Genomic DNA, 22,452 nt, shown 5'->3' on the forward strand with positions numbered 1-22,452 from the left:
CGGGTGGGGAACCAGCTGACACTGCTCATCCGTCCGGGCTCGACCGACGAGGCACGGGCGGTGACCGCGGCTGCGACGGAGGACCTGACGGCCGTCACCGGCACGTGGGACGTGCAGAACCTCCTGCCGTTCCTCTGGGTCGGACTCGTCCCCGCATCCGCGTGGGACGCCCATGTGGCGCGACTCCGGACCGCGGTCGAGCACGGCGACGAGCCGGACGCGTCGGTGACCGACGTCGTCGTCGACTGGCGGGAGGCCCGGGGCGCGTTCGAACGTCGGCTGCCGGCCGTCACCGCCGCCTGGCCCGAGGTCGACGAGCCCGCCCGTGCCTTCCTGGCGGACGTGGCCTCGGTCGCCGAGCGGACCGGACACGCCGTCGTGCACCTGGCGCTGGACCAGCTCGTCGCCATGTCCTGGGGCGGTGCGGAGGACGTCGAGCAGTACGTCGACGAGGTCCGCCGTGAAGCATCGAACTGGGACGAGCCGTCCGCCGTGTCGACCGTCTCGCCGCTCACGGACCTGGCGTCGGCACTGGCCCTCGCGGAACCGGACCGGTCGTTCCTGCTCGGCGGCGAGTGGACCTCCGGCGGCACACCCGCGCCCCGCAGCCGTCCGCCGCTGCTGCCGGCCGCATCCGTCCTGACGGTCGGGTCCGGTCTGTCGCTCGGGTCCGCTCCGACGGTCGCGGAAGCGGCTGCGGTCGGCACCGGCTCCGGTCCCCGGTACGACGCGCACGGCGACGACCGGTGGGAAGCGGCAGCGCTCCGTCAGGCCCGGCGCGAGCAGCAGCGTCTCGCTCGTCTCGCAGCCACCCCGCCGTGGTGGTGGATGGTCCCGGCGTCCCTCGTCACCGGTGTCGCCGGGGTCCTGCTCGCCGCAGCCGTGACCCAGGAGACGGCCGTCGCGCTCGGTGTCGGCGCTGCTGCGGTCGCCGCCGTCTGGGTGCCGTGGGGGCTGCGGCGACGTGCCCTGGAGCGGCTCCTGGACGAGGAAGTCCGGCGGAACGCCTAGGAGCACTGCCAGAGGACCGCGGCCCGCTGCCCGTCCGAGAACACGTAGGCGCATCCGCCGTCACCGAAGTCGAACTCCAGCGGACCGGACTCGATCGAGGCGACGAAGCGCAGGCCGTCCGGGGTCTCGTCGTCCTGGATCCAGTCGGGGTCCCCGCCGTACTGCCCGGCGAACCACACGTCGTCGGGCACACCGAGCTGCTCGTCCTCGTCCGACGGGGTGGTCGCCGCGGCGAGGCCGAGCAGGTACTCGTCGTCGGTGACCGGCGGCCAGGCCGGTTCCGGGTCGTCGGGGTCCCCGTGCGGCGACGGCGGGTACTCGGCGAGCCGGAGGTCCCGACCGCGGAACACGAAGGCCGCGTTCGCCCCGGAGTCCGCTTCCCACGAGGCGCAGGTGCCGGGGTCGAACTGGCAGACGAAGACGCTGACGAGGGTGCCCTCGTGTTCGATCTGTGCGGTGAACTGCATCGGTTCGCCGTGGTGCCGGCACTCGGGCCACACGAAGTCTTGGGGCACCGCGGGGAGCCCGCCGATCCGCGTCGCTGCGATCGGCGCCGGCACAGAGGAGCGGTAGGCACCGAGGACCGCGATCGCGCCGGCCTCGAGGGCTGCCGCCGTCGCGCGAGCGTCCCCGGCGGCAGGTGGGCGGTCAGCGGCGATCGGCGCCGTCGACGACACCGGTGCCGACGCTGGCCGCGCGGTCGGCGGACCCGGGACGGTCGGGACGGTCGGGGCGGCAGCGTGGACCGCGTCGGTCGGTCGACGTGCAGCCCGCCGCCGGACGGCCCAGTGCACCAGGTGCAGAACGACCAGTGGCGGCAGCGCGACGAGCGCGGCACGGCCGAACGCGGGACCGACGTCCACGTGCTCGAAGGCGTTCCACCAGATCGCGAGCGCCAGGAAGCCCAGCCCGAACACCGTCCAGGCGAGGACCAGGACCGCAGTCCATGCCGACCCACCCGGATCGCGCACGGCGACCTCGTCCACCTGCGCCTCGTGACCGTCCATCAGTGCCCCTCCCACCCGACCTCAGCACAGTACCGGGATCGGGAGGGGCGACGACGTCAGCGGCGACCGCGCCGCACGAGGAGCGTGACGAGTCCGGCGAGACCGAGCCACACGAGCGGTCGGGTGACCCGGCGGCGCTTCGCGACCCAGCCGCCGTCGGTGGCGTTGCCGGCGTCGTTCGGCGCGTAGAGGTTGCCGTCCGTCGGTGCCTGGTGTCCGCGCAGTGCGAAGATCTGCACCGCGGGCGTCGTGATGCGGTGGAACAGCCACGGCACGGCGAACTCGGCGATGACGAACGAGGCCTGCAGACGACCGACGTAGCGGTTCCGCTTCGGGTGCACGGCCTGCGCGACGACGGCCTTCGCGGCACGCTGCACGGAGACGGTGGGCGGCAGCGGGTGCGAGGCCTTGTCGGTGTAGTTCGCGCCGTTCTGGTAGATCGGGGTGTCGATCGTCGACGGCAGCACCGCGCCGAAACGGATCCCGGTGCCCTGGTGCTCGTCGGCCAGGACGTCGATCAGCCCGAGGGCGGCGTGCTTGCTCGTGACGTACGCCGACTGGTACGGCGCCGAGAGCAGCGACTGGATCGACCCGACGAGGACGTAGGTGCCCTTCCCCCGCTGCTTCCAGTGCGGCAGCAGCGCCTTGACCGCGTGGACGTGGCCGTGCAGGTTCGTGTCGACGACGCGCTTGAACGCCTCGGTCGGCGTCTGCTCGAACAGGCCGTACACGAAGAGCGCCGCGTTGCCGACGAACACGTCGATGCGGCCGAAGCGTGCGGTGACGGTGGCGACGAGGTCGTCGACCTGCCGCTCCACGGCGACGTCGGTGGGGATCGCGACGGCTTCGGCACCGAGCGCGCGGCACTCGGCGGCGGCGGCCTCCAGGCTCTCCTTCCCGCGTGCGGCGAGGACGAGCGTGGCGCCCTGCTTGGCGAACTCGTGCGCAGCGGCTCGGCCGATGCCGCTCGATGCTCCGGTGATGACGACGACCTTGCCGCGGAAACGATGACCCATGGGTCCTGACTACCCGCGGTGCACTGGTCGCGGGTCCAGCCGCGCCGCCGGGTCGCGGTTCTGGAACGTCGGCTGCGCGGTCACCCGGCAGCGCGGAGCGCCGCGTCCGTCCGCCGTCCGAGCGCCCCGACGAGCGTGGTCACGTAGGTGCGGGTGAGGTGCTGCGAGTCCCGGTAGACCAGCACGTTCCCGATCACCGCCGGGCAGCTGCCGGCCGCGCAGAACGACGGCGTCATGTCCGCCACCACCGCCCCCGGAGTCGTTCGGGCTGCGGCGACGAGCCGGTCCCCCGCCGCGAACGCCCGTCCGGTGCTGATCCGGCAGGCACCGGGGTCGCGCTGGTGGTCGTCGACGCAGCGCTGCACGCCGCTGCCGACGGCCGGGGTGTCCGGGATCGCGACGATCTTCGCCCCGCGGTCGATGAGCGGCTGCCAGGAGGCCCGGTACCCGTCGTGCGCGCTCCTCGCCGGGTCCGTCCCCACGGGGGCACCCCGGAGGTCGGCCCGGGCGGACGTGAACACCAGCGCGAACGGTGCGGCGGCCGCGAGGGACCGGTCGACGGCCCGGTTCCAGGTACCGCAGCGTCGCTCGTCGGCGGCGGAGACGTCGCTCCAGCGGACGTGGGAGAACTCGCACCCGCCCTTCACCATCAGGTGCAGTTCCCACCCGCGCTGCTCGGCGAGGGTGATCAGGGCCGAGGACCACTGGTGGGCGTGCGAGTCCCCGATGAGGGCGACCCGGGTGCCGCCGCGGACGCCGACGACGCAGCTGCGGGCGTCGGTCGCCTCGGCCTGGCAGTCGTCCCACGTCGGGTCGACGTCGTACGCGGCGGTCATGGTCGACGGGGTGGTGCCGCGTCCGGGCTCCCCCGCGACCGCACACCCGCTGCCCGGGGCGATGGCGGCGGCTCCCCAGCACGGGTCGCCGTCGGAGCTGAGCTCGGCGGCGAGGGCGCGGTCCTGCCGGAGCTGTCCGGTGAGGGCGCCCCACCCGACGGCGGGGACGACGAGGACGAGGGCGGTGGCCGCGGCCACGACGGCCAGGGTGACGCGCGGGCGGAGGTGGGCGAGCCTCCCGGTCGTGACGGGACGTTCGACGAGCACGGTGGTGAGGTGCGCGAGTCCGGCGGCGAGGACCACCGTGACGACGACGCGTGCCGGGGTGGGCAGGTCGAGGGCCCGTGGGAGCAGGAGGGCGACCGGCCAGTGCCACAGGTAGAGCGGGTACGAGACGCGGCCGAGCCAGCGGACGGGCGGGAGGCGCGTGGCCAGGCCGAGCACGCCGGTCTCGGTCCGCCCTGCGATGACGAGGGCGGTGGCCGCGATGGGCAGGACCGCGGCGGCCCCGGGGTACGGGACCGTGGGGGTGAGGAGGAGTCCGCAGGCGACGAGACCGAGCCAGCCGGTGGCGGCCAGCGCCGCACGGACACGCGGGTGGCCCGGGAACGCGCCGACGGCTCCGGCGCCCACGCGCGGGGCGAGGGTGAGGAGCGCGCCGACGCCGAACTCCCACGCGCGGGTGTGCGGCCAGAAGTAGGCGGGTGCGGGGTCGGTGGCGGTGAGGACGACCGAGCAGGTGAGGGACGTAGCGATGACGACCAGGACGGTGACGAGGACGGCGCGGTCCCCGGCTGCCGGGATCGGGCGCCGGCGTCGTCGGGCCGCCCACCACACGGCCAGCAGCAGGAGGGGCCACAGGAGGTAGAACTGCTCCTCGACCCCGAGGGACCAGAAGTGTTCGAACGGTGTCGACGGGTCCCCGGCGGCCAGGTAGTCGGTGCTGGCGGCTGCGAGCGCCCAGTTCTCGACGGCGAGTGCGCTGGCGGCGAGCTGGGCGCCGAGGGTGGGCCAGTCCTCCCGCGGGGTGAGCAGCACGGCGGCGGTCGCGGTGGCGGCGAGGACCAGGAGTGCGGCGGGGGCGAGTCGGCGTGCTCGGCGGGCCCAGAACGCGGGCAGGTCGATGCGTCCGGTGTCGCGGAGCTGGCGGAGGAGCTGCCCGGTGATGAGGTACCCGGAGACGACGAAGAAGGCGTCGACGCCGACGAAGCCGCCGCGGAGCCAGCCGACGTCGAGGTGGTAGACGAGCACGAGCACGACGGCCACGGCGCGGATCGCGTGGACGTCGGCGCGGAAGGGGGTGTGCTGCGACGGCATCAGGGCTGACGGTAGGCAGGTCGGGTGAACGGCAGGGGACGCGGTCGCGGTGCGGTCCGGGTCCGGGTACGGTCGGGGCGGGTCGTCGCTGCCGTGACCCGTCCACCTGCAGCGGCACGGCTCCGTCGTCGTGCCGCGCTGATCGTCCGGAGCGCCATGCCCTTCCTCCGCCACGCCTCGTCGTCGACGACCCCGGCCCGGTCGTCGACGACCCCGGCCCGGTCGTCGACGCCACACCCCACGACGACACCGGGTGCGGTCCCCGGGCATCCGGGTGCGGTCCCCGGCCGTCGGTCGCCGTGGTCGGACGGCTTCGGTCGTCTGGCGGTCCGGTGCTTCCAGGTCATCGGGGTGCTGATCGTCCTGGGCGTCCTGGTGACCGCCCTGTCCCAGGTCGGTGTGGTGACGATCCCGGTGCTGTTGGCGCTGATCATCGCGTCCGCCATGTACCCGGTGGCGGGGTGGTTGCGTCGGCACGGGGTGCCGTCGCTGGTCGCGACCCTGGTGTGCTTCGTGGCGGTCCTGGCGGTGCTGACCGCGATCGGGTGGTTGCTCGTGGCGGCGGTGTCGCAGCAGATGCCGGCGTTGCGCGAGTCGGCGGTGGACGGGTTGCAGCAGCTGCACGACCGGGTGCAGCACCTGCCGGTGACGATCACGGACCGGCAGATCGACCAGTTCGTGGACACGGTCGTCGGCTTCGTGACGAGTTCCCGCTTCGGGGCTGGGGCGTTGGCGGGTCTGTCCGCGCTGACGAGCTTCGTGACCGGCACGGTGTTGACCGCGGTCATCCTGTTCTTCTTCGTCAAGGACGGTCCGGCGCTGTGGGAGTTCCTGCTCCGCCCGTTCACGGGTACGTCGTACGAGCGGGCGCGGCGCATCGGGGACCGGGTGGTGTCGACCCTGGGCGGCTACGTGCGGGGGAAGGCGGCGATCGCCACGTTCGACGGGATCGCGATCGGGACCGCGCTGGTCCTGCTCGGGGTGCCGTTGGCCGTCCCGCTCGCGGTGGTGGCGTTCGTGACGTCGTTCATCCCGATGATCGGTGCGCCGATCATCGGGCTCCTGGCAGCGCTCGTGACGCTCGTCGCCCTGGGGCCGTGGCAGGCCTTGGCGGTCGTCGTCATCGTCGTGGTGGTGAACCAGGTCGAGGGCAACTTCCTGCAGCCGGTGCTCATGGGCAGGTCGCTGCAGTTGCACGGACTCGTGGTCCTGGTCGCGCTGACGGCCGGCACCGTGGTCGCGGGCGTGACCGGGGCGATCGTCGCCGTGCCGCTCGTCGCAGCGGTGTGGGGTGTGGTGCAGGTGTGGAACGGCGAGGACCGTCCGGCGGAGCCGTGGCGGCAGAAGCGTCGGGAGACGGTCGTGGTCGGCTCGGACTGACGGACGGGAGGCGCGGGGGCAGTGCCGACCCGCGCCGCCTGTCCGGCTCCGGGTCCGGACCGCCGGGAGCGGGACCGCGGTGGTCGGGACCGCCGGGGTCACAGTGCGGGACGGGCGAACCTCGACCGGTGTCCGGACGACGAGGCGACCTCGAGCGTCACCACCACCGCGACGACGAGTACCGCCGTCAGCGGCAGCGACACCGCCGGCACCGCGACGGACGCGACGACCGTCAGGGTGAGGACGACCACGAGCACGTTCACCCGCCGCGGCAGCGACGGGCGGATCGCCAACCACCAGATCGACAGCACGAACAGGGCGACCGGCACGGCGACCGTCGCCGCGACCGCCGATGCGGTCAGTCCGCTGTGTCCCGCATCGGCCTGCACCGCGACCTCGATCCCCGCCGGCAGCGCACCGGCGGCCGCGAAGACGACGTAGTGGCCGTACCCGAACAACAGCGCCGTCGGCAGTGACCGGATGTGGTCGTGCTGCTCCCGTGCGAAGTAGATCCACCACATGCCGACTGTGATCACCAGACCGCAGGCGGCGAGGGTCAGCAGCGAGCCGAGGTGCTCGGTGTGGGCCAGGGCGTCGATCACCGCGTTCGCGGACGCGACCAACCCTTCGCCGAGGACTATCAGCGTGAACAGGGAGTACCGCTCCGCCAGGTGCCGGGTGTGCCACTGGGTCGTCTCGGCGGCGGTCTCCGCCCACACCGGCACCAGGACCTCGGCCAGGATGAGGAACGGCGTGGCGACCGGTCGCAGTTCCAGCGGCAGCGCGAGCGAGGCCACCCAGAGGATCTGCACGAGGACCACCCCGACGACGTACCGCAGCGCGGTCCGTCGGTACCGCGGCGACGAGACCGCGGCACGGATCCACTGTCCGACGAGCGCCAGGCGCATCAGGACGTACCCGATGATGCCGATGGTGAAGTCACCGTCGACCATCGCGTCGTGCACCCCGGCGGCGAGCACCAGCACCCCGGCCATCTGCACGACCGTCATCACCCGGTAGAGCCAGTCGTCGGTGTCGAACGAGGTCGCGAACCAGGTGAAGTTCACCCAGGCCCACCAGATCGAGAAGAACACCAGGCAGTACGAGAACACCGCCGAGGCCAGGTGTCCCTCGGCCTCGATCTCGTGCAGGTTCGTCGCCGCCAGACCCACCGCGACGACGAACACCAGGTCGAACAGCAGTTCCAGCGGCGTCGCGGCCCGGTGCCGTTGCCCGGGGTCGCGCGGGCCCATCCGCCGCAGTCCGATCGTCATCGGGCCGTCCAGCCCCCGTCGATCGGCAGCGCCGTCCCCGTGACGAGCGATGCGCCCGGGCCTGCCAGGAACGTCACCGCGGCGGCGACCTCCTCGGGCCGACCGATCCGGTGCAGTGCCGCGATCCGCTCCACCGTGTCGGCACGGAACGCCTCGTCCGAGAGCGCCGGGGCGGTGCCGTCGGTCTCGATGAACGTCGGCGCGACGGCGTTGACGCGGATGCCGTACGGCCCCCACTCCACCGCCAGGCACTTCGTCAGGTGGATCACCGCAGCCTTGCTCAGGCAGTAGACGGACTCCCCCGGCAGCGCCACGAGCCCGGCCTGTGAGGCGATGTTCACGATCGACCCGCCACCGGTGGTCCGCATTTGCTCGGCGACGTACTGCGACACGAAGAACGTCGACTTCGTCGTCAGCGCCCACACCGTGTCGAAGTGCTCCTCGGTCACGTCGAGGGCGTCCTCGACGATGCCGCCGCCGGCGTTGTTCACGAGCACGTCGATCGTGCCGAGCTCCGTGACGACGGTGTCCACGGCGGCCCGGCAGGAGGGCAGGTCGGTGACGTCCATCGCCACCACCGCCACACGTCGGCCCATCGCGCGGATCTCGTCGGCCAGGCCGGCCGCTGCCTCGGGGTCGCGGACCCCGAGCGCGACGTCCGCCCCGTGCGCGGCGAGGTCGAGTGCGACGGCGCGGCCGATGCCGCGGGACGCCGCGGTCACCAGGGCGACGGATCCGGTCAGGGTGGTGGGCTGCATGTGGTGTCCTTCACGGATCGAGCCGACAGCCGTCGTCGGCACGGACGGGAGGCGCGACCAGCGTCGTCGCCGCTGCCATCCTCCTGCAGACCGCCGGACCGTGGAAGGATCTGCAGGTGCAGCAGACGACGCTCGACGACCTCCTCGACGGTCCCCGGTTCCGGACGCTCTGCCTCGCCGTGGCCGCCGGGCTCGACGCGGGCGTGGACCGGGCCGTCGGTGCGCTCCTCGATCCGCTCACCACGAGCTACGGGCTGCTCGCCGACCTCCGGCCGGAGCAGGACGCTGCCGACGCTCTCGCCGCAGTCCTGTCCGGTGTCGACGCGACGGAGCTCGCCTCGTGGACCGATCCGATGCGGTTCCTCCCCGTACTCGATCACACGGTCGAGTCGGCGATGCCGTGGCAGCCACCGTTCGTCGAGGACGCGATCACGGGCCTCCCGGCCGTGCGGGACGCACTCCGGACCGTGGCTGAGGCGGTCGTCACCTCCCCCGCCGCCGTGTGGTGGGGCACGGACGTCGACCGGACGGCGCAGTGGGTGACCCAGCCGGTACGGAACGGTGCGCCGGAGGTCGTCGCGTCCGCGGGGTCGGTGGCTGAGGTGCTCGACCGGTGGCGGCGCAACGTCGTCGCCGGTGAAGGACGATCCCGCGTCGACGGGCCCGTGACGGACGCCGCTGGTGGCACGTGGTGGTCGACGCCCCACGAGTTCGGTGACGAGCCCGGCGGAGCAGCGATCCTGCCGTCGTCGACGCGGCGCATCGACGGCCTCGGCTCGTCCGGGTCGACCCTCGTCGAGGACTCCTTCGGCGACGACGAGGTCCTGCTCCGATCCCTGCAGCCGCCCGCCGGCGCCCGGGTGTTCGAGGTGCACGGTGCCGCGGACTGGGCGCGCCTGGTCGACGGCTACCCGATGTCGGTGCGGTGGGCACGACGGCGGGTGTGGTGGGAGTCGACCGGGCGCGATGAGCACTGGTTCCTCCCCGACTACGCGGCCGTCGCGGCGGACCACGACGCCGTGCACGTGTCCGTGCAGGGCTACCTCGCCGCAGCTGGTCGGGCGATCGACGTCGACGGCGGTGCGACGGTGCTCGCCGGATGGGCACCGGACGAGACGTTCTGGCTGACCGACGACATCGTGATCGAGCCGGATGCGGAGCGGTGGCAGCTGCGCTCCGGCGAGGACGAGGACGAGGACGACGAGCCGAGGTGGGTCCGCACCTGACGCGGCGGCGACCGGCTGCTCGCGGCCTGCTCAGGAACGGGAACGGGCCCGCTTGCGGTCCGCGCGACGGGCGCGCCACTCCGCGTCCTGGCGTTCCTGGGTCGGGCTCTTCTGCGCCGACCCGCGCACCGCCAGCGCGAGCAGCACGATCGTCCCCACCACCCCGATCGGGAACAACAGCAACACGGCCACGGCGCCTCCCCCACGTCTCGGGATCACGCTAGTCCGGCGCCGGTGCGACAGGAAGGCCTCTGCCGAGTGGACGCGTCCACGCGACCTCCCGGTCCAGCTGGCCCGTCGTCAGGAAGAGGCGCACCTGCTGCGTCTCCGGCAGGGCAGCGACGAGCGCCTGCCGGTCCGCCGGTACGAACCCGAGCCCCTGCCAGAACGGCCCGGACCGCCGGGAGAACAACCAGGCACGCTCTGCCCCCTCGTCCGCCGCCCGGTCGAGTGCGTACCGGGCCAGCCGTGTCCCGGCGCCTGCAGACCGCCGATCGGCAGCGACCGCGACACTGCGGACGAGGACGTCTCGGCCGTCACGGCTGCACTCGTACCCGGTGCTGCCGACGACCGTGCCGTCGGCGTCACGCTCCACCCACAGCCGGACCGTCTCGTCGTCGAGCCCGGAGAGGGTCAGGTCGGCGTCGCGGAGGAACTCCCGCAGCTGCTCGACGTCGGCACCGGACACCGGGGTGAGGACCATGCTCCGATCCTGCCCGGACCAGGCGGATCGCGGAAGTCCGCCGCGACCCGCACCCGATCCGCCTGCGGTCAGTTGATGCGGAGCTGCGACACCATCGGGCAGGTGAACGGGTCGCGGGCCGCGAGACCGACGCGGTTCAGGTAGGCGACGACGATGCCGTACGAGCGGAGCAGGGTGGTCTCGGTGTAGGGCACGTCGAGGCTGTCGCAGTGGTCGCGGACCAGCAGCCGTGCCTGCTTCAGTGCGGGGCGGGGCATCGAGGGGAACAGGTGGTGCTCGACCTGGTAGTTCAGGCCGCCCATCAGGAACGACACCCACCAGCCACCCCGGATGTTGCGCGAGGTGCGGACCTGGCGGGAGAAGAAGTCGACCTTCGCGTCGTGGGCGATGGTCGGCATGCCCTTGTGGTTCGGAGCGAACGAGGCACCCATCATCACGCCGAACACGGCCAGCTGCACACCGAGGAACGCACACGCCATGCCGAACGGCAGGAACCAGAACACGGCGGTCAGGTAGATCGCGAACCGGGCAGCGAGCAGGGTGCCCTCGATGATGCGGTGTCGGCGGTCGGCCGTGGTGCCGGTGCCGCTGATGACGGCGCGGACGGCGGACCAGTGCAGGTTGATGCCCTCGAGGGTGAGCAGCGGGAAGAACAGCCAGCCCTGGAAGCGGGTGAAGACACGCTTCAGGCCGGACGCGGGCACGTCCTCGGGGATGAAGGCGATGACGCCGGGCGCGATGTCCGGGTCCTTGCCGACGGTGTTCGGGTTGCCGTGGTGGCGGGTGTGCTTGTTCATCCACCACGAGTAGCTGAGGCCCACCAGGAACGTGCCGACGTATCGGCCCGCCCGGTCGTTCCAGCGCTGCGACGCGAACACCTGGCGGTGCGCGGCCTCGTGCGACAGGAACGCGAACTGGGTGAACAGCACGCCGAGGACACCGGCGACGATCAGCTGGAACCAGGAGTCTCCGAGGAACGAGAACGCCACCCAGGCCAGGGCGAGCGTGCCGACGAGGGAACCGAAGAGGGACCAGTAGAAGCCGGTGCGGCGGCGGAGCAGGTCGTGCTCCTTCACCTGTGCCAGGACAGCAGAGTACGTCGAGGTGCTCGAGCCCCGTCCGCTCGTGGCGGGACGGGTGCGGGTGTAGCCCGACTGGACAGGAGTGGTGGTCAAGGAGGGACCGACCTTCCGTCATCGCGGTCCTTCGACCAGCGCAGAGGAGTTCACGCAATCGCGCTTGCGTTGACGATATGGGCCGAACATGCGAAACCACCTGCACCATGCGGAACTCGCGGTGAAACGCCGCTGAACGCGGTCTGTGCTTCGATGTGGGGATGCTGCTGCACGCCGAGACCGCCGGGGAGGGCTCCGAGACCGTCGTGCTCCTGCACGGGATGGCGGGCTCGGCGGAGAGCTGGTGGCGTGTCACGGGCCTCCTGGTGGACCGAGGCGTCCGGGTCGTCGCACTCGACCTGCCGGGGCACGGACACTCACCCCGCGGCTCGACGATGACCGTCCTCGACGCAGCGGCCTCGGTCGCCGAGACCCTCGACACGATGGACATCCGGCCGACGGTGACCATCGGGCACTCGTTCGGCGGTCTCCTGCTCGCCGCCGCCGTCGCGACGGGACGGCTCGACCCCGGCCTCGCGGTGTCGGTCGACGCCCCGTTCACCGCCCGCGGCGGGCACGACCGGGCCGAGGTGCAGGCCGAGTACCAGGCGGCGCGGGCGGACCGGACCGAGGAGCGACTCCGGGCGGAGAAGCCGCACTACGGCGAGCGCGACCGTCAGGTGGAGGCGCGTGCAGCCTCCCGGTTCGACCCGGCGACCGCGGCGGCCATCGCGGCGGGACCGGGTGGGACGTGGATGCCGCGGCCGGGCTCGATCGTCGTCCGCGCGGACCCGAGCCACTACGTCGACGACGCGACCGCTGCGGCGCTGACCGCGTCGGGCGTGGACGTCCGGAGCATCCCCGGGGCGGCCCACTCCGTCTGGTACAGCCACTTCGACGCGTTCGTCGCGGCGCTGCCGGAGGTGTTCGACCGCTGACGGCCGTTCCGCCGTGGTCGCGTCCCGCGATGTCTGGCACGATCGGCGCATGCCCCTCGACGGAACTGCCCCCGACCGTGTCGGCTTCCTCACCATCGGTTCGTTCGACCCCGCCGATCCGTCTCTCGGGATCGAGGACACCCTCCGGGTGATCGAGCGCGGCGAGGCCCTGGGCCTGGACAGCGCCTGGCTCCGCCACCGGCACCTGCAACACGGCATCTCCTCCCCGGTCGCGGTGATGGCCGCCGCGTCGCAGCGGACGTCGCGGATCGAGCTGGGCACGGCCGTCACACCGATCGGCGCGGAGAACCCGTTCCGGCTCGCCGAGGACCTCGGCACGGTGGACGTGCTGCTCGGCGGCCGGCTGAACCCCGGGTTCTCGGCCGGTCCGCCGATGAACTACGACCTGTACCGCGACGCGATCTATCCCGACACCGCTGACCACGAGGACCTGGGGCACGACCGCCTCCTGCGTTTCCGCGACCTGGTCGGCGGAGCTGCGGTCACCGACACCGTCGAACGACGCGGCATCGAGGAGTTCTCGCGCACGGTGCAGCCCCTCAGCGCCGGTCTGGTGGACCGGCTCTGGTACGGGACCGGCAGCACGCGGTCGGCCGTCTGGGCAGCCGAGAACGGCTTCCACCTGCTCACGTCGAGCGTCACCCGCAGCGAGGTCGGCACGGACTTCGCCACGAACCAGCGGGCCCAGATCGACGCCTACCTCGCCGCGCACCCCAGCCCGGAGACCGCCCGCATCTCCCAGGGGCTCGTGGTCATCCCGACGGACAGCGCGACCCGCGACCAGGAGGAGCGCTACCGCCGCTACGTCGACTCGCGTTCCGGCCGGGTCGGGGTCCCGTTCGGGCCCGGCGGACTGCTCTTCGCCGCGGACCTCGTGGGGACCTCGGCGGAGATCGCCGACCGACTGCGCGCCGACGTCGGCTACCAGGTGGTCACCGAGGTCGCGTTCGCGCTGCCGTTCGACCTCGAACCGGACGACTACGCCCAGATCATCACGGACCTCGCCGAGCGGCTCGGCCCGGAACTCGGCTGGACCCCGACGACCGCGGGGTGACCTGACCGGGGGTCCGTCTCCCCCGGTGGAACGGCCGGTACGGTCGGTGCCATGGACACCAGCGCCCGTTCCGACCGCCGCAGTGAGCCCTTCGCCCCGGGCGACCCGGTCGTCATCCGCAGCGTGCACGACTTCGGCACCCGCGGGGACGCCGTCGCCTTCGCGGTCGCCGGCCGGGTCCTGGTCGACGAGGACGCCCTGGCCGTCGTCGCGAGTCCGGTCGGCTCGGCGGTCCGTCGCCGAGCCGGTGTCGGCAGCGGTCCGAACGGACGTCTCGTCCTGCCCGAGGACTGGGACGGTTCCTACGTCGAGGACCGGTGGACCGGCGCGGCCGTCGTCCGCGTGCACCCGACGGCCTCACCCTGGTCCGTGTGGCGCTGGCACGACGGTTCCGACTGGCTGCCCGATTGGTACGTCAACCTCGAGCTGCCCTGGATCCGGACCGCGATCGGGTTCGACAGCCAGGACTGGACGCTCGACGTCGTCGCCACCACCACCCCGGACGGCACCTGGTCGGTCCGGTACAAGGACGAGGACGAACTCGCCTTCTACGCCTCGACCGGTCACTGGCCCGCGAGCATGCGTGCCGTGATCGAGCAGGCAGGCGAGGAGGCCACCGCCGTCGCGCTCGAGCGAGGCTTCCCGTTCGACGCCGACTGGTCCGGCTGGGTGCCGGATCCCGCGTGGCCGGCGCCCGGACTGCCGACGGACTGGAGCGTGGTGCGGTGAGCGGACTGGAGGCGCGCCCCGCGGAACCGACGCGGCCGACGGTGACGCGCCTCCCGGACGCCGTCATCCCCGTGGACGCGACGACGGCGTTGACCGCGTTCGTCGTGGCGGACGCGCCGGCGCTCGTCGCGGCGGTCACGGACCCGGAGATCCGCCGGTGGTTGCCGCTGCCGCGCCCGTACCCGGTGGAGCTCGCCGAGCACTGGGTGACCGAGGGCACCGAGTCGACCCGCGTCAGTGGAACCGGGCTGGTCCGCTGCATCCGGGTCGACGGCGCCCTGGCCGGTTGCATCGACGTGAAGCGCGTCGACTGGCGAGCCCGCACGGCGGAGGTCGGCTACTGGCTCGCGCCCGGGTTCCGCGGGCGGGGCCTGGCGTCCGCTGCCGTCCGGACGCTGTCGTCGTGGTTGCTGGACGTCCACTCCTTCGAACGTGTCGAGCTCCGTGTCGCGACCGGGAACACGGCGTCAGCGCGGGTCGCGTCCCGCGCCGGGTTCGTCCACGAAGGTGTGGCGCGGAACGCCGGGTTCACGGACGATGGCCGGGTGGACCTGGCGGTGTGGTCGCGCATCGCGGGTCCGGAGCGCACCTGAGCCGACTTCGGGACCCGGGCGACTGGACGGACGGGGTCCTCACTGACCGCTCCGAGCAGGAACCGTGGTCTGGCGGACGAGAGCGGTGATCGGCGCCGGCGACCGCACGACCATGACGAGCAGCGCCACGACTCCGAGCACGACCGGAGCACACCAGTACTCGAGTGACGTCGAGTCAGCGACCGGCCAGGCCCACCACGTCGCGCGTTCCGTCGCAGCGGTGGTGTCGCGCCCGAACACGGCGCTGACGAAGAGCGCGACCGTCGGCACCACGCCGGCGTACCGGAACCCGGTCCAACGGAGCAGGAGCACGCTCAGGGCGGAGAGCCCGAGCGTGTCACGGACCAGCAACCAGGCCGGGGTCGCGGCGTCCGGATCGACGATCTGCAGGACACCGGCTCCGAACGTCACCGTGAGCAGCGCGACGGCCGGCAGTGCCGCGGGTGTGGCGACACGTCGGACCGACACGAGCGAGGCCGGACGGGTGCCGAGCGCGGTCGCACTCCACGTGAGGATCGTCAGCAGGACCGCCAGCAGCGCGAACGAACGCACACCGGCGAAGGGATTCGCTCCGGACAACGACGGGACGGGCAGGGCGAACGTCGGCGACACGGCAGCCAGACCGACGCTGACCAGCGCGGAAGCGACGACCCAACGCAGACGGAGGACCGTCACCCACCAGATCACGGTGTCGGGACCTCCACCGGAGCCCGGTCGCAGGACCGCAGCGCCGGCATCGCCGACCGGTACCAGGAACGCTGTTCTGCGGCTGTCAGGTGCGAGAAGCGTTCGATCATGGCCGTGGTGTCGGCGCTGGAGGCGATCGGTCGGATCGCATCCTCGGAGATCTGGCCGCGGCCGGCGACGCTCGAGAGCCACCAACTCGCGACGACCGCGTCATCGACCCGTTGCGGGTAGTCGGACCCGTCGCCGCAGTAGGGCGCCAGATCGTCCGGCAGCAGGCTCGCTGCGAGTGACTCGATGACTACCGGAGTGGACGTGTGGGGAGCGACGACCATCCGCAGCACGGCCGCGGAGGAACGGCCCCGCGAGCCCTCGATCCGTCCCGGGACGTGCACTCCGGCGGCAGCGAGGTTGGTCGTCGCCCGGTGGAGGACGGTTCGGGGATCACCCTCGGCCGTCTGTTGCGGGTACAGACAGACGACCGGTCCGCTGCCCTCGCATCGTTGCTCGGAGCTCGGCCGGTCTCGGAGCGGTTGCGGGCCGAGGTCGGCGGCCACGTGCAGACCGCCGACCGCAGCCCCGATGACACCGAGGACCGTCACTGCCCACGATGCGGCGGTCTTCGCCCTGCCGAGGTCGAGCGGAGGCGCCACCGCCGTGCACAGGAGCGCTGCCGCGCCGATGACGCTGAAGACGATCACTGCCACGATGGCGCGCGTGTCGAGGACCGTGTCCACGCTGCAGCAATCAACCATCACCAGTCCAGCGAGGTAGCGGATCGGGTAGTAGTCGACCGACCACGTGAACCCCAACCAGCAATAGGAGAGGAAGATTGCGACGGGAATGCTCGCGACCATCGGCAGGAATCTCCCCAGGACGAATCCGAGTGCGCAGTGGAACACCAGGATCGCGACCCAGGCGAAGAACATCTCGAAAGGGATGCGGCCTGGCGCACCGATCGTCGGAGGAATGAGCACAGCCAAGCCGGAGAACTGCACCACGAGCCCGGCGAGCAATGCCGGCGACAATGCAGTGAACGCCAACGTGCTGCGTTTCCGAGCGGCTGGTGTCGCCCAGAGACCGCCGCGGCGTGCACGGCCGGCTGCGAGCGCTGCGCCGGCCGAGCTCACGGCGCACGAGAAGATCAGGAAGATCGATGCGTTGCTCACCGTGGAGGTCCAGTACCCGGCGAAGTTGTCGGAGCGGACGAAGGCCAGGTCGTACAGCACGACCCCGACGATCCCCACCACGGCGAGGAGCACGACCGGCTGACGACGGACGAGACGAGGGATCACCACGTCAGCGCTCCCCGCGGACGAGCGTTGAGTAGGCCGCCTCGCCCCGCCGGTGCGTCGCGGTGCCGGTCGGCGCCACGTCGAGGAACCCGCTCACCGGGCCGTCGAACCGGACCTCGCCGCCGTCGAGGACGACGACGCGATCGTACGACCCACTCAGATCGCTGACGTCGTGCGTCGACACGACCACCGCGATGGCGGGGTCGAGCGCCTGCACCGTCTCGTGGAAGCGGGCCTGCTGCTGCGGGTCGAAGCCGGCCGTAGGCTCGTCCAACAGGATGACCTGGGCGTCGTGGACCAGCGCGCCGGCGAGGTGCATGCGGCGAGTCTGCCCACCGGAGAGCTGCGTGGCGGGGCTGTCCGCACGGTCGACGAGTCCGACCGGACCGAGCGCATCGACAGCGCGACGGTACGCGTCCTTCCGCCCCAGGCCCTTCAGCCAGCCGGCGTAGGCGACGTGCTCCCGGACGGTCAGCCCGGGGAACGTCCCCGCATGCTGTGGGAGCCACGCGACCGCTCGTCGGAACGGAGCGAGGGACCGCCGAGCGAAGGGCGTCCCGACACCACGCAGCTCGACCGATCCGCGCTGGGGCCGGTGGACACTCGCGAGGAGTCCCATGAGCGTGGACTTGCCGGCACCGTTCGGTCCGAGCAGCACCGTGCGACCCGAACCGAATTCGATGGACATTCTGTCAAGAACCACAGAATGCCGAACATGGCTGAATGAAACTTCATTCAGCGCGATTTCGTGTGCCATTGCTCCCCGATCCCCACCAGCTCTTCACAACCGTAGCGCGTGTCCCGGAAAATTGCACCTTGCATCAGCGACAGGGGCATGCAACGATCTCGCCGGGGGGCCACAGCATCGTGGGTTCCTTCTTTGATGATGTGAGGAACGGGGTGTATTCCAGCATGCAGAACAAGGGAAAGCACATTGCGCTGATCGCGGGAGCGGCAGCAGTGATGGTCGGGTTCGGGGCGACGCCGGCATTCGCAGAAGGGACGTTCAGTTCGACGATCTCCGGCGCACGGCCCGGGTACGACTCGAGTTCTTGGCAGGACTCGCACAACGACAGCAAGAGCACGATCGTCGCGCTGTCGAACTGCAGCCTGCCGAAGTCCGGCGGCCTGGAGTTCGACATCGAACTGAAGCTCTACGACGAGTACGGCGGCCTGCCGGACCAGTCGGTGGGGACCAAGGCCCGGTCCAGTTGTGGCAGCTTCAACTGGGGGCAGATGACGCGCTCTGACCGGTACCACTGGAACCTCTTCGCACTCAGCGGCAGCACCAGCAGGGTGCACACGTTGAACGCCAAGGCCGTCACGAGCTACTGAGTCATCGACTGCTGCGCGGCACGCGCTGGTGCAGCAGTGGGGACCACAGGATCGGCCGGAGGCGCGGTGCCAGCAGGTGCCGCGCCTCCCGTCCTGTCCCGGTCCGGGCCTGCAGGGCGCGACCTGCGCTGTCGCGACCGCCCCGGAGCCCGACAGACCGGACTCCGGTCACCCCGTCGCCGGGGGCGGGAGACCGGGGATGGTCAGCCGTCGGTGCGCAGGACGCCGTGCAGTGCGGCCCACTGCAGCAGCAGGATGGTCTTGCCGTCGACGATCCGGCCGTCCTCGAGCATCGCCATCGCCTGGTCGACGGACACCTCGAGCACCTCGATCTCCTCGCCTTCGTCGGCGACGCCGCCGCCCGCGTCGACCAGGTCCTCCGGTCCGTAGGGAGCGGCGTAGCAGTGCACCCGCTCGGTGACGGAGCCGGGACTCATGTACGCGTCGACCACGTGTGTGAGCGGGCCGAGCCGGACGCCGAGCTCCTCGTGCGCCTCCCGCCGGACCGCGGTCTCCGGGTCGTCGGCGTCGAGCAGGCCGGCAGCCACCTCGACGAGCATCCCGTCCGGGTGGTCGTTGACGTACGCCGGCCAGCGGAACTGTCGGGTGAGCAGGACCGTGCCACGCACCGGGTCGTACGGCAGGACCGCGGCACCGTTGCCCCGGTCGTAGGTCTCACGCTGCTGGGTCGTCCAGGAGCCGTCCCGACCTCGGACGTCGAACGTGGTCCGACGCAGCACGTGCCAGCCGTCGGACGTGACCTCGACGTCCCGGACGACCACGTCGGGGTTGCGGTCGAGATCGCGGCCGACCCGGTCGAGGCCGGTCCGTCCCCTGCTGTCGGGCTCAGTGGCCCCTCGCGTCGTCGTCACACCTCGACGCTAGCGGACCGGACGGGACCTGCCGGAGCACAGGCAGAGGGCGCCTGCTTCGAGTTCGGGTCTCGAAGCAGACGCCCTCACGATCCGCCCTGCGGGGATCTTCCGGCACGAAGCCGGTCACCCCGTCGAGGGAGGCCCGCACGTCACGTGACTCCGCCGCCTCGCTCGCAGCCGAGTCGTTCGACGGGTGTCAGGCCGGCGTCGACGTGAAGTACGCGTACAGGATCGCCGCGATCACGTCGTAGCCGGTGTCGTTCGGGTGGATGCCGTCGGACATGTACGGGTTGTCCTTCGCCCCGGTCTGGCCGAAGTACGGCGGCACGTACGCACCGAGGTCGAAGAACCCGATCGCGACTCCCGGGTTCGCGGAACGGAACGTGTTCACGGCCTGCTGCTGCGCGGCCCGGTACTTCGCCCACTCCGTCGCCGAGGCCGCGCCCAACTGGTAGGGCATGACCACGAGCAACGCGGAGGCCGGGCTCCGGTCGTGCACCAGGTCGAGGTAGTTGCGCGTCTGCTGCGTCAGGACCGCCGGGGTGACCTTGCCGTAGTCGTTCGTCCCCCACATCGACGTGATCAGGTCCGGGGAGAACCGACGGAGCGCGTCGGCCCAGCTGTCGTTGCCGTTGGCGGCCGACGACGCGAGCGCGAACCCCTCGGTCCGCGACTCCGACTGCGACGCTTCGAGGACGTGGAACCCGCCGCCCTCGTCGCCGTCGAAGAGCTGCCACCCCTCGACGAAGGGTTCGCCGCTGGCCCAGGTGACCGTCACGGTGTGCGTCGCGGAGGCCCGGGGCGGGCTGGTCCAGGTCTGCTCACCACTGGACACGGCCGGCAGCGGAACCGTGGTGCCGTCGATGGTGATCGACACGGCGTCACGCGTGCTCGAGGTCGCGCGCCAGGCGAGCACGAGCGACGTGAAGCGCTGCGTGAACGAGAGCGACCGGACCCGGCTGCTCGTCAGGGCGACGGCACGCCGGCCGAGTCCGGACCGCGTGCTCCGGTCCCCCGCGTAGGTCGCGGAGCGCAGGTCGATCGCGGCACCGTCCGGCCCCGCGTACGTGACGTACGTCGCCGTCGCCGGCGGTGTCCGGACGGTGCTGTACTGCGAGCGAGCGGGGATGTAGTCCAGCCCGCCGGGCGCCTGTCCCGCACCGTTGCGGAGTCGTGCCCGCACCCGTGCCGGGTACCCCTTCTGCGGGTTCGCCGCGCCGAAGGCCTCGGTGATCGAGTCACCCGCCGTGACGATGGTCGCGGTGCCGGCGGCGACCTTGCGGAAGAAGCCCGCCAGCGGATCGTTCGCCTGGTACGTCAGCCCGGACGGGATGAACGGCTTGGTACCCGCCGCCGATGCCGGCGACGATGCCGCCCCGGTCAGGGCTGCTCCGCCGAGCGTGACGGCGGCTCCCTGCAGCAGACCTCGGCGCGAGATCCCTCGGCCGCTCTTCGAACTGTGATCCGTCATGGTTCCCCCCAGGAACGTCGATGCGATGGTCACGGCACGGGCACGCTCCCTGCGCCCGACTCGACGTCGGTCGACAGCGGAGCCCCCCGTCCCACGCCGAGCCTAGGCGAGTCCGTGCCCGAGCGACAGACCGGTCCACTCCCCCGCGTGGCGGTCGGACCGCAGCGGCCACCTGCCCACCGCCCCGGGCGTCAGCGTCCGTACTCGCGGATGGTGATGCCGGTGAAGGTCGCGGACCCGCCGACGGCGTACAGCGAGACGCCGGTGTCCCCGACGTCGAAGTTCACCTGGTTCGACGACACGATGTGACCGGCATCGACGAACACCTCGACGCTCTGCGTGTCGACCAGGATCCGGAGGTGGACGGATCGGGCCGCCGTGTCGATGGGAGCGACTGCACGCGTGTACGGCGTGAGTGCGAACCCGGCACGGTCGGAGGGAGCACGGTCGACGTATAGATCCGCGCCGGACTTGCCGATGTCGGTGTGACGGGTCCCGTCGGCGGAGCGGCCGACCGAGACGCCGACGTCGGTGGCGTCGGTCCACGTGACGTCGAGCTCGATCTCGTAGGCACGCCCGGTGTACGGCAGGACGGTGGACCCGTCGACGGTCTGGTCAGCGATCGGGATCGTGCGGGTCGCGGTGCCCCGGAGTGCTGCGACGGGTGCGCTGAGGAGGGCGTACCGGCCGTCCGGCTGCTTCTCCAGCGTGATCTCACGGACGATGGAGTTCTGACCGTTGTAGCCGTCCGAGGTGTCGGTCGGGACCTGCCGGTTGGCGTACTTCCAGTTGTTCATCCAGCCGAGCCCGTACCGCTTCGTGGTCGGCGCCTCGTTCGACGGCCACGTGACCGCGGCGTACCAGTCCCATCCCCAGTCGAGCCACTGGGGTGTGAGGTCGTCGGCGGTGAAGAACGAGCCGTCCCACGAGCCGGTCCAGTACGCGTAGGTGCAGGGCAGTCCCTCGTCGTACGCGTCCATGCTGCCGCTGAGGACCCAGTGCGTGGTGCCGTCGTCCGCGGTGATCTGGAACAGGTCCGGGCACTCGATGCCGCCCAGGTCGTGGTCGGGGTAGTCGAAGTTGCGCTGCAGGGTCCAGTCGATGAGGTTCTTCGACGTGTAGAGGGCGGCGTACCGCTGCCTGCCGATGACGCAGACCCACTCGCCGCGGGCATCGTCCCAGGCGACCTTCGGGTCGCGGAACCACTCGGCGTTGGCGATCTCCGCATCGGTGGTCGCTGCGCGCCCGTCGGTGTTGACGATGACGGGCTCCGGTCGGACGGTGAACGTGAAGCCGCCGTCGGTGGACCAGAAGAGGTACTGCTCCTGGTACTTCCGGACGCCTCCGGTCGGTCGGGTGGCGAGGGCGATGACCGCGCCAGCGCCGTAGCCGGCCGTGTCGTCGGTGTCGACCAGGGTGCAGCCGGTCCAGGTGGGGAGGCCGGTCTGGAGCGGGATGACGGTGCCCTGGAAGGCGAAGTCGACGCCATCGGTGGTGGACACGTGATCCCATCCGCCGTCGCCGTTGTCGACGTCGGAGTGCAGGTAGTAGAGCTGGTACGCACCGCGGGTGAACACCGGGCGCTGCGGGTCGGACAGCCATCCGGCGGGCGGGGTCATGTGGTATATCGCCCGGAACGAGGCCGCGGTCGCTCCCGCTGCCGCGGACGCCGGGAGGGACGCGGCAGCCGCGCGCGCTGCCTCACCGGGGGCGGTCGTCGCGAACAGCGCCAGCGCCCCGATCCCGGCGCCCTGGAAGAGCGCACGTCGTCGGAATTCAGAGGTCATGGTCGGCTCCGGTTCGTGGTCGGGTGG

General features: G+C 71.8%; 22 protein-coding genes. 8 read left to right on the forward strand and 14 right to left on the reverse strand.

The features are described 5' to 3' along the window. The first annotated feature begins 3 nt into the window (after positions 1–3). Positions 4–1,011, forward strand: coding sequence for a hypothetical protein (locus JOD51_RS09530; RefSeq protein ID WP_204608042.1), 1,008 nt, complete (start codon positions 4–6; stop codon positions 1,009–1,011). Here the strand turns inward: JOD51_RS09530 and JOD51_RS09535 are convergent. The 3 genes from JOD51_RS09535 to JOD51_RS09545 all read right to left on the reverse strand — a co-directional run bounded on the left by JOD51_RS09535 (position 1,008) and on the right by JOD51_RS09545 (position 5,187). Continuing rightward, a complete protein-coding gene (locus tag JOD51_RS09535) occupies positions 1,008–2,018 on the reverse strand; it encodes a YwqG family protein (protein ID WP_204608043.1) in 1,011 nt (336 codons plus the stop codon). The two genes, JOD51_RS09530 and JOD51_RS09535, sit on opposite strands and share 4 nt — an antisense overlap. 56 nt (positions 2,019–2,074) lie before the next feature. Continuing rightward, a complete protein-coding gene (locus tag JOD51_RS09540) occupies positions 2,075–3,034 on the reverse strand; it encodes an SDR family NAD(P)-dependent oxidoreductase (protein WP_204608044.1) in 960 nt (319 codons plus the stop codon). A gap of 80 nt (positions 3,035–3,114) precedes the next feature. Further along, positions 3,115–5,187: an acyltransferase family protein gene (locus tag JOD51_RS09545; protein ID WP_204608045.1), complete on the reverse strand. Its 2,073-nt coding sequence runs from the start codon at positions 5,185–5,187 to the stop codon at positions 3,115–3,117. A 93-nt stretch (positions 5,188–5,280) separates the two neighbouring features. On the opposite strand from JOD51_RS09545, the gene JOD51_RS09550 reads away from it, so the two are divergent. Then, positions 5,281–6,567: an AI-2E family transporter gene (locus JOD51_RS09550; RefSeq protein ID WP_259557038.1), complete on the forward strand. Its 1,287-nt coding sequence runs from the start codon at positions 5,281–5,283 to the stop codon at positions 6,565–6,567. A 98-nt stretch (positions 6,568–6,665) separates the two neighbouring features. On the opposite strand, the gene JOD51_RS09555 is transcribed toward JOD51_RS09550, so the two are convergent. Both JOD51_RS09555 and JOD51_RS09560 read right to left on the reverse strand, forming a co-directional pair. Beyond that, a complete protein-coding gene (locus JOD51_RS09555; RefSeq protein WP_239539826.1) occupies positions 6,666–7,841 on the reverse strand; it encodes a low temperature requirement protein A in 1,176 nt (391 codons plus the stop codon). Further along, complete coding sequence (locus JOD51_RS09560) at positions 7,838–8,599, reverse strand: SDR family NAD(P)-dependent oxidoreductase (protein WP_204608046.1); 762 nt, start codon at positions 8,597–8,599, stop codon at positions 7,838–7,840. Before JOD51_RS09560 ends, JOD51_RS09555 begins: the two co-directional genes overlap by 4 nt. A 116-nt stretch (positions 8,600–8,715) precedes the next feature. Between JOD51_RS09560 and JOD51_RS09565 the strand changes: the two genes are divergently transcribed. Then, positions 8,716–9,825, forward strand: a complete 1,110-nt coding sequence (locus tag JOD51_RS09565; RefSeq protein WP_204608047.1) for a hypothetical protein — start codon at positions 8,716–8,718, stop codon at positions 9,823–9,825. A gap of 30 nt (positions 9,826–9,855) precedes the next feature. On the opposite strand, the gene JOD51_RS09570 is transcribed toward JOD51_RS09565, so the two are convergent. From JOD51_RS09570 to JOD51_RS09580, 3 genes are all read right to left on the reverse strand, one after another. After that, positions 9,856–10,017, reverse strand: coding sequence for a hypothetical protein (locus tag JOD51_RS09570; protein WP_204608048.1), 162 nt, complete (start codon positions 10,015–10,017; stop codon positions 9,856–9,858). A gap of 28 nt (positions 10,018–10,045) precedes the next feature. Next, entirely contained in the window at positions 10,046–10,528 is a 483-nt protein-coding gene (locus JOD51_RS09575) for a GNAT family N-acetyltransferase (RefSeq protein ID WP_204608049.1), read from the reverse strand. 68 nt (positions 10,529–10,596) lie between these two features. Beyond that, entirely contained in the window at positions 10,597–11,703 is a 1,107-nt protein-coding gene (locus tag JOD51_RS09580) for a fatty acid desaturase family protein (protein ID WP_239539828.1), read from the reverse strand. A 161-nt stretch (positions 11,704–11,864) separates the two neighbouring features. Here JOD51_RS09580 and JOD51_RS09585 point away from each other — a divergent pair, with 161 nt between their 5' ends. Genes JOD51_RS09585 through JOD51_RS09600 form a run of 4 tightly spaced genes read left to right on the forward strand, consistent with a single transcriptional unit; the run spans position 11,865 to position 14,978 of the window. Next, complete coding sequence (locus JOD51_RS09585; RefSeq protein ID WP_204608050.1) at positions 11,865–12,581, forward strand: alpha/beta fold hydrolase; 717 nt, start codon at positions 11,865–11,867, stop codon at positions 12,579–12,581. A gap of 49 nt (positions 12,582–12,630) precedes the next feature. Further along, the gene (locus JOD51_RS09590; protein ID WP_204608051.1) at positions 12,631–13,656 is read left to right on the forward strand and encodes an LLM class flavin-dependent oxidoreductase; all 1,026 of its coding nucleotides are present in this window, start codon (positions 12,631–12,633) and stop codon (positions 13,654–13,656) included. Between the two features lie 51 nt (positions 13,657–13,707). Continuing rightward, complete coding sequence (locus JOD51_RS09595) at positions 13,708–14,385, forward strand: ribonuclease FAU-1 family protein (protein WP_204608052.1); 678 nt, start codon at positions 13,708–13,710, stop codon at positions 14,383–14,385. Further along, positions 14,382–14,978: a GNAT family N-acetyltransferase gene (locus JOD51_RS09600; RefSeq protein ID WP_204608053.1), complete on the forward strand. Its 597-nt coding sequence runs from the start codon at positions 14,382–14,384 to the stop codon at positions 14,976–14,978. Before JOD51_RS09595 ends, JOD51_RS09600 begins: the two co-directional genes overlap by 4 nt. Positions 14,979–15,017: 39 nt before the next feature. On the opposite strand, the gene JOD51_RS09605 is transcribed toward JOD51_RS09600, so the two are convergent. The 3 genes from JOD51_RS09605 to JOD51_RS09615 are packed head-to-tail and all read right to left on the reverse strand — an operon-like array spanning position 15,018 to position 17,645. Beyond that, entirely contained in the window at positions 15,018–15,653 is a 636-nt protein-coding gene (locus JOD51_RS09605; protein WP_204608054.1) for a hypothetical protein, read from the reverse strand. Positions 15,654–15,661: 8 nt separating this feature from the next. Beyond that, positions 15,662–16,960: a DUF7224 domain-containing protein gene (locus JOD51_RS09610; protein ID WP_204608055.1), complete on the reverse strand. Its 1,299-nt coding sequence runs from the start codon at positions 16,958–16,960 to the stop codon at positions 15,662–15,664. Position 16,961: 1 nt separating this feature from the next. Next, positions 16,962–17,645, reverse strand: coding sequence for an ATP-binding cassette domain-containing protein (locus tag JOD51_RS09615; RefSeq protein ID WP_204608056.1), 684 nt, complete (start codon positions 17,643–17,645; stop codon positions 16,962–16,964). A gap of 224 nt (positions 17,646–17,869) precedes the next feature. On the opposite strand from JOD51_RS09615, the gene JOD51_RS09620 reads away from it, so the two are divergent. Continuing rightward, the gene (locus JOD51_RS09620) at positions 17,870–18,292 is read left to right on the forward strand and encodes a hypothetical protein (protein WP_204608057.1); all 423 of its coding nucleotides are present in this window, start codon (positions 17,870–17,872) and stop codon (positions 18,290–18,292) included. A 203-nt stretch (positions 18,293–18,495) separates the two neighbouring features. Here the strand turns inward: JOD51_RS09620 and JOD51_RS09625 are convergent, their stop codons facing one another. The 3 genes from JOD51_RS09625 to JOD51_RS09635 all read right to left on the reverse strand — a co-directional run bounded on the left by JOD51_RS09625 (position 18,496) and on the right by JOD51_RS09635 (position 22,425). Then, positions 18,496–19,164 (reverse strand): NUDIX domain-containing protein, encoded by a 669-nt coding sequence (locus JOD51_RS09625; protein ID WP_204608058.1) that lies wholly within the window; start codon positions 19,162–19,164, stop codon positions 18,496–18,498. 199 nt (positions 19,165–19,363) lie between these two features. Then, positions 19,364–20,638, reverse strand: coding sequence for an SGNH/GDSL hydrolase family protein (locus tag JOD51_RS09630; RefSeq protein WP_204608059.1), 1,275 nt, complete (start codon positions 20,636–20,638; stop codon positions 19,364–19,366). Positions 20,639–20,829: 191 nt separating this feature from the next. Beyond that, positions 20,830–22,425 (reverse strand): glycoside hydrolase family 32 protein, encoded by a 1,596-nt coding sequence (locus tag JOD51_RS09635; protein WP_204608060.1) that lies wholly within the window; start codon positions 22,423–22,425, stop codon positions 20,830–20,832. Positions 22,426–22,452 lie beyond the last annotated feature (27 nt).

The sequence above is a fragment of the Curtobacterium herbarum genome (assembly GCF_016907335.1).
GTDB classification, from domain to species: domain Bacteria; phylum Actinomycetota; class Actinomycetes; order Actinomycetales; family Microbacteriaceae; genus Curtobacterium; species Curtobacterium herbarum.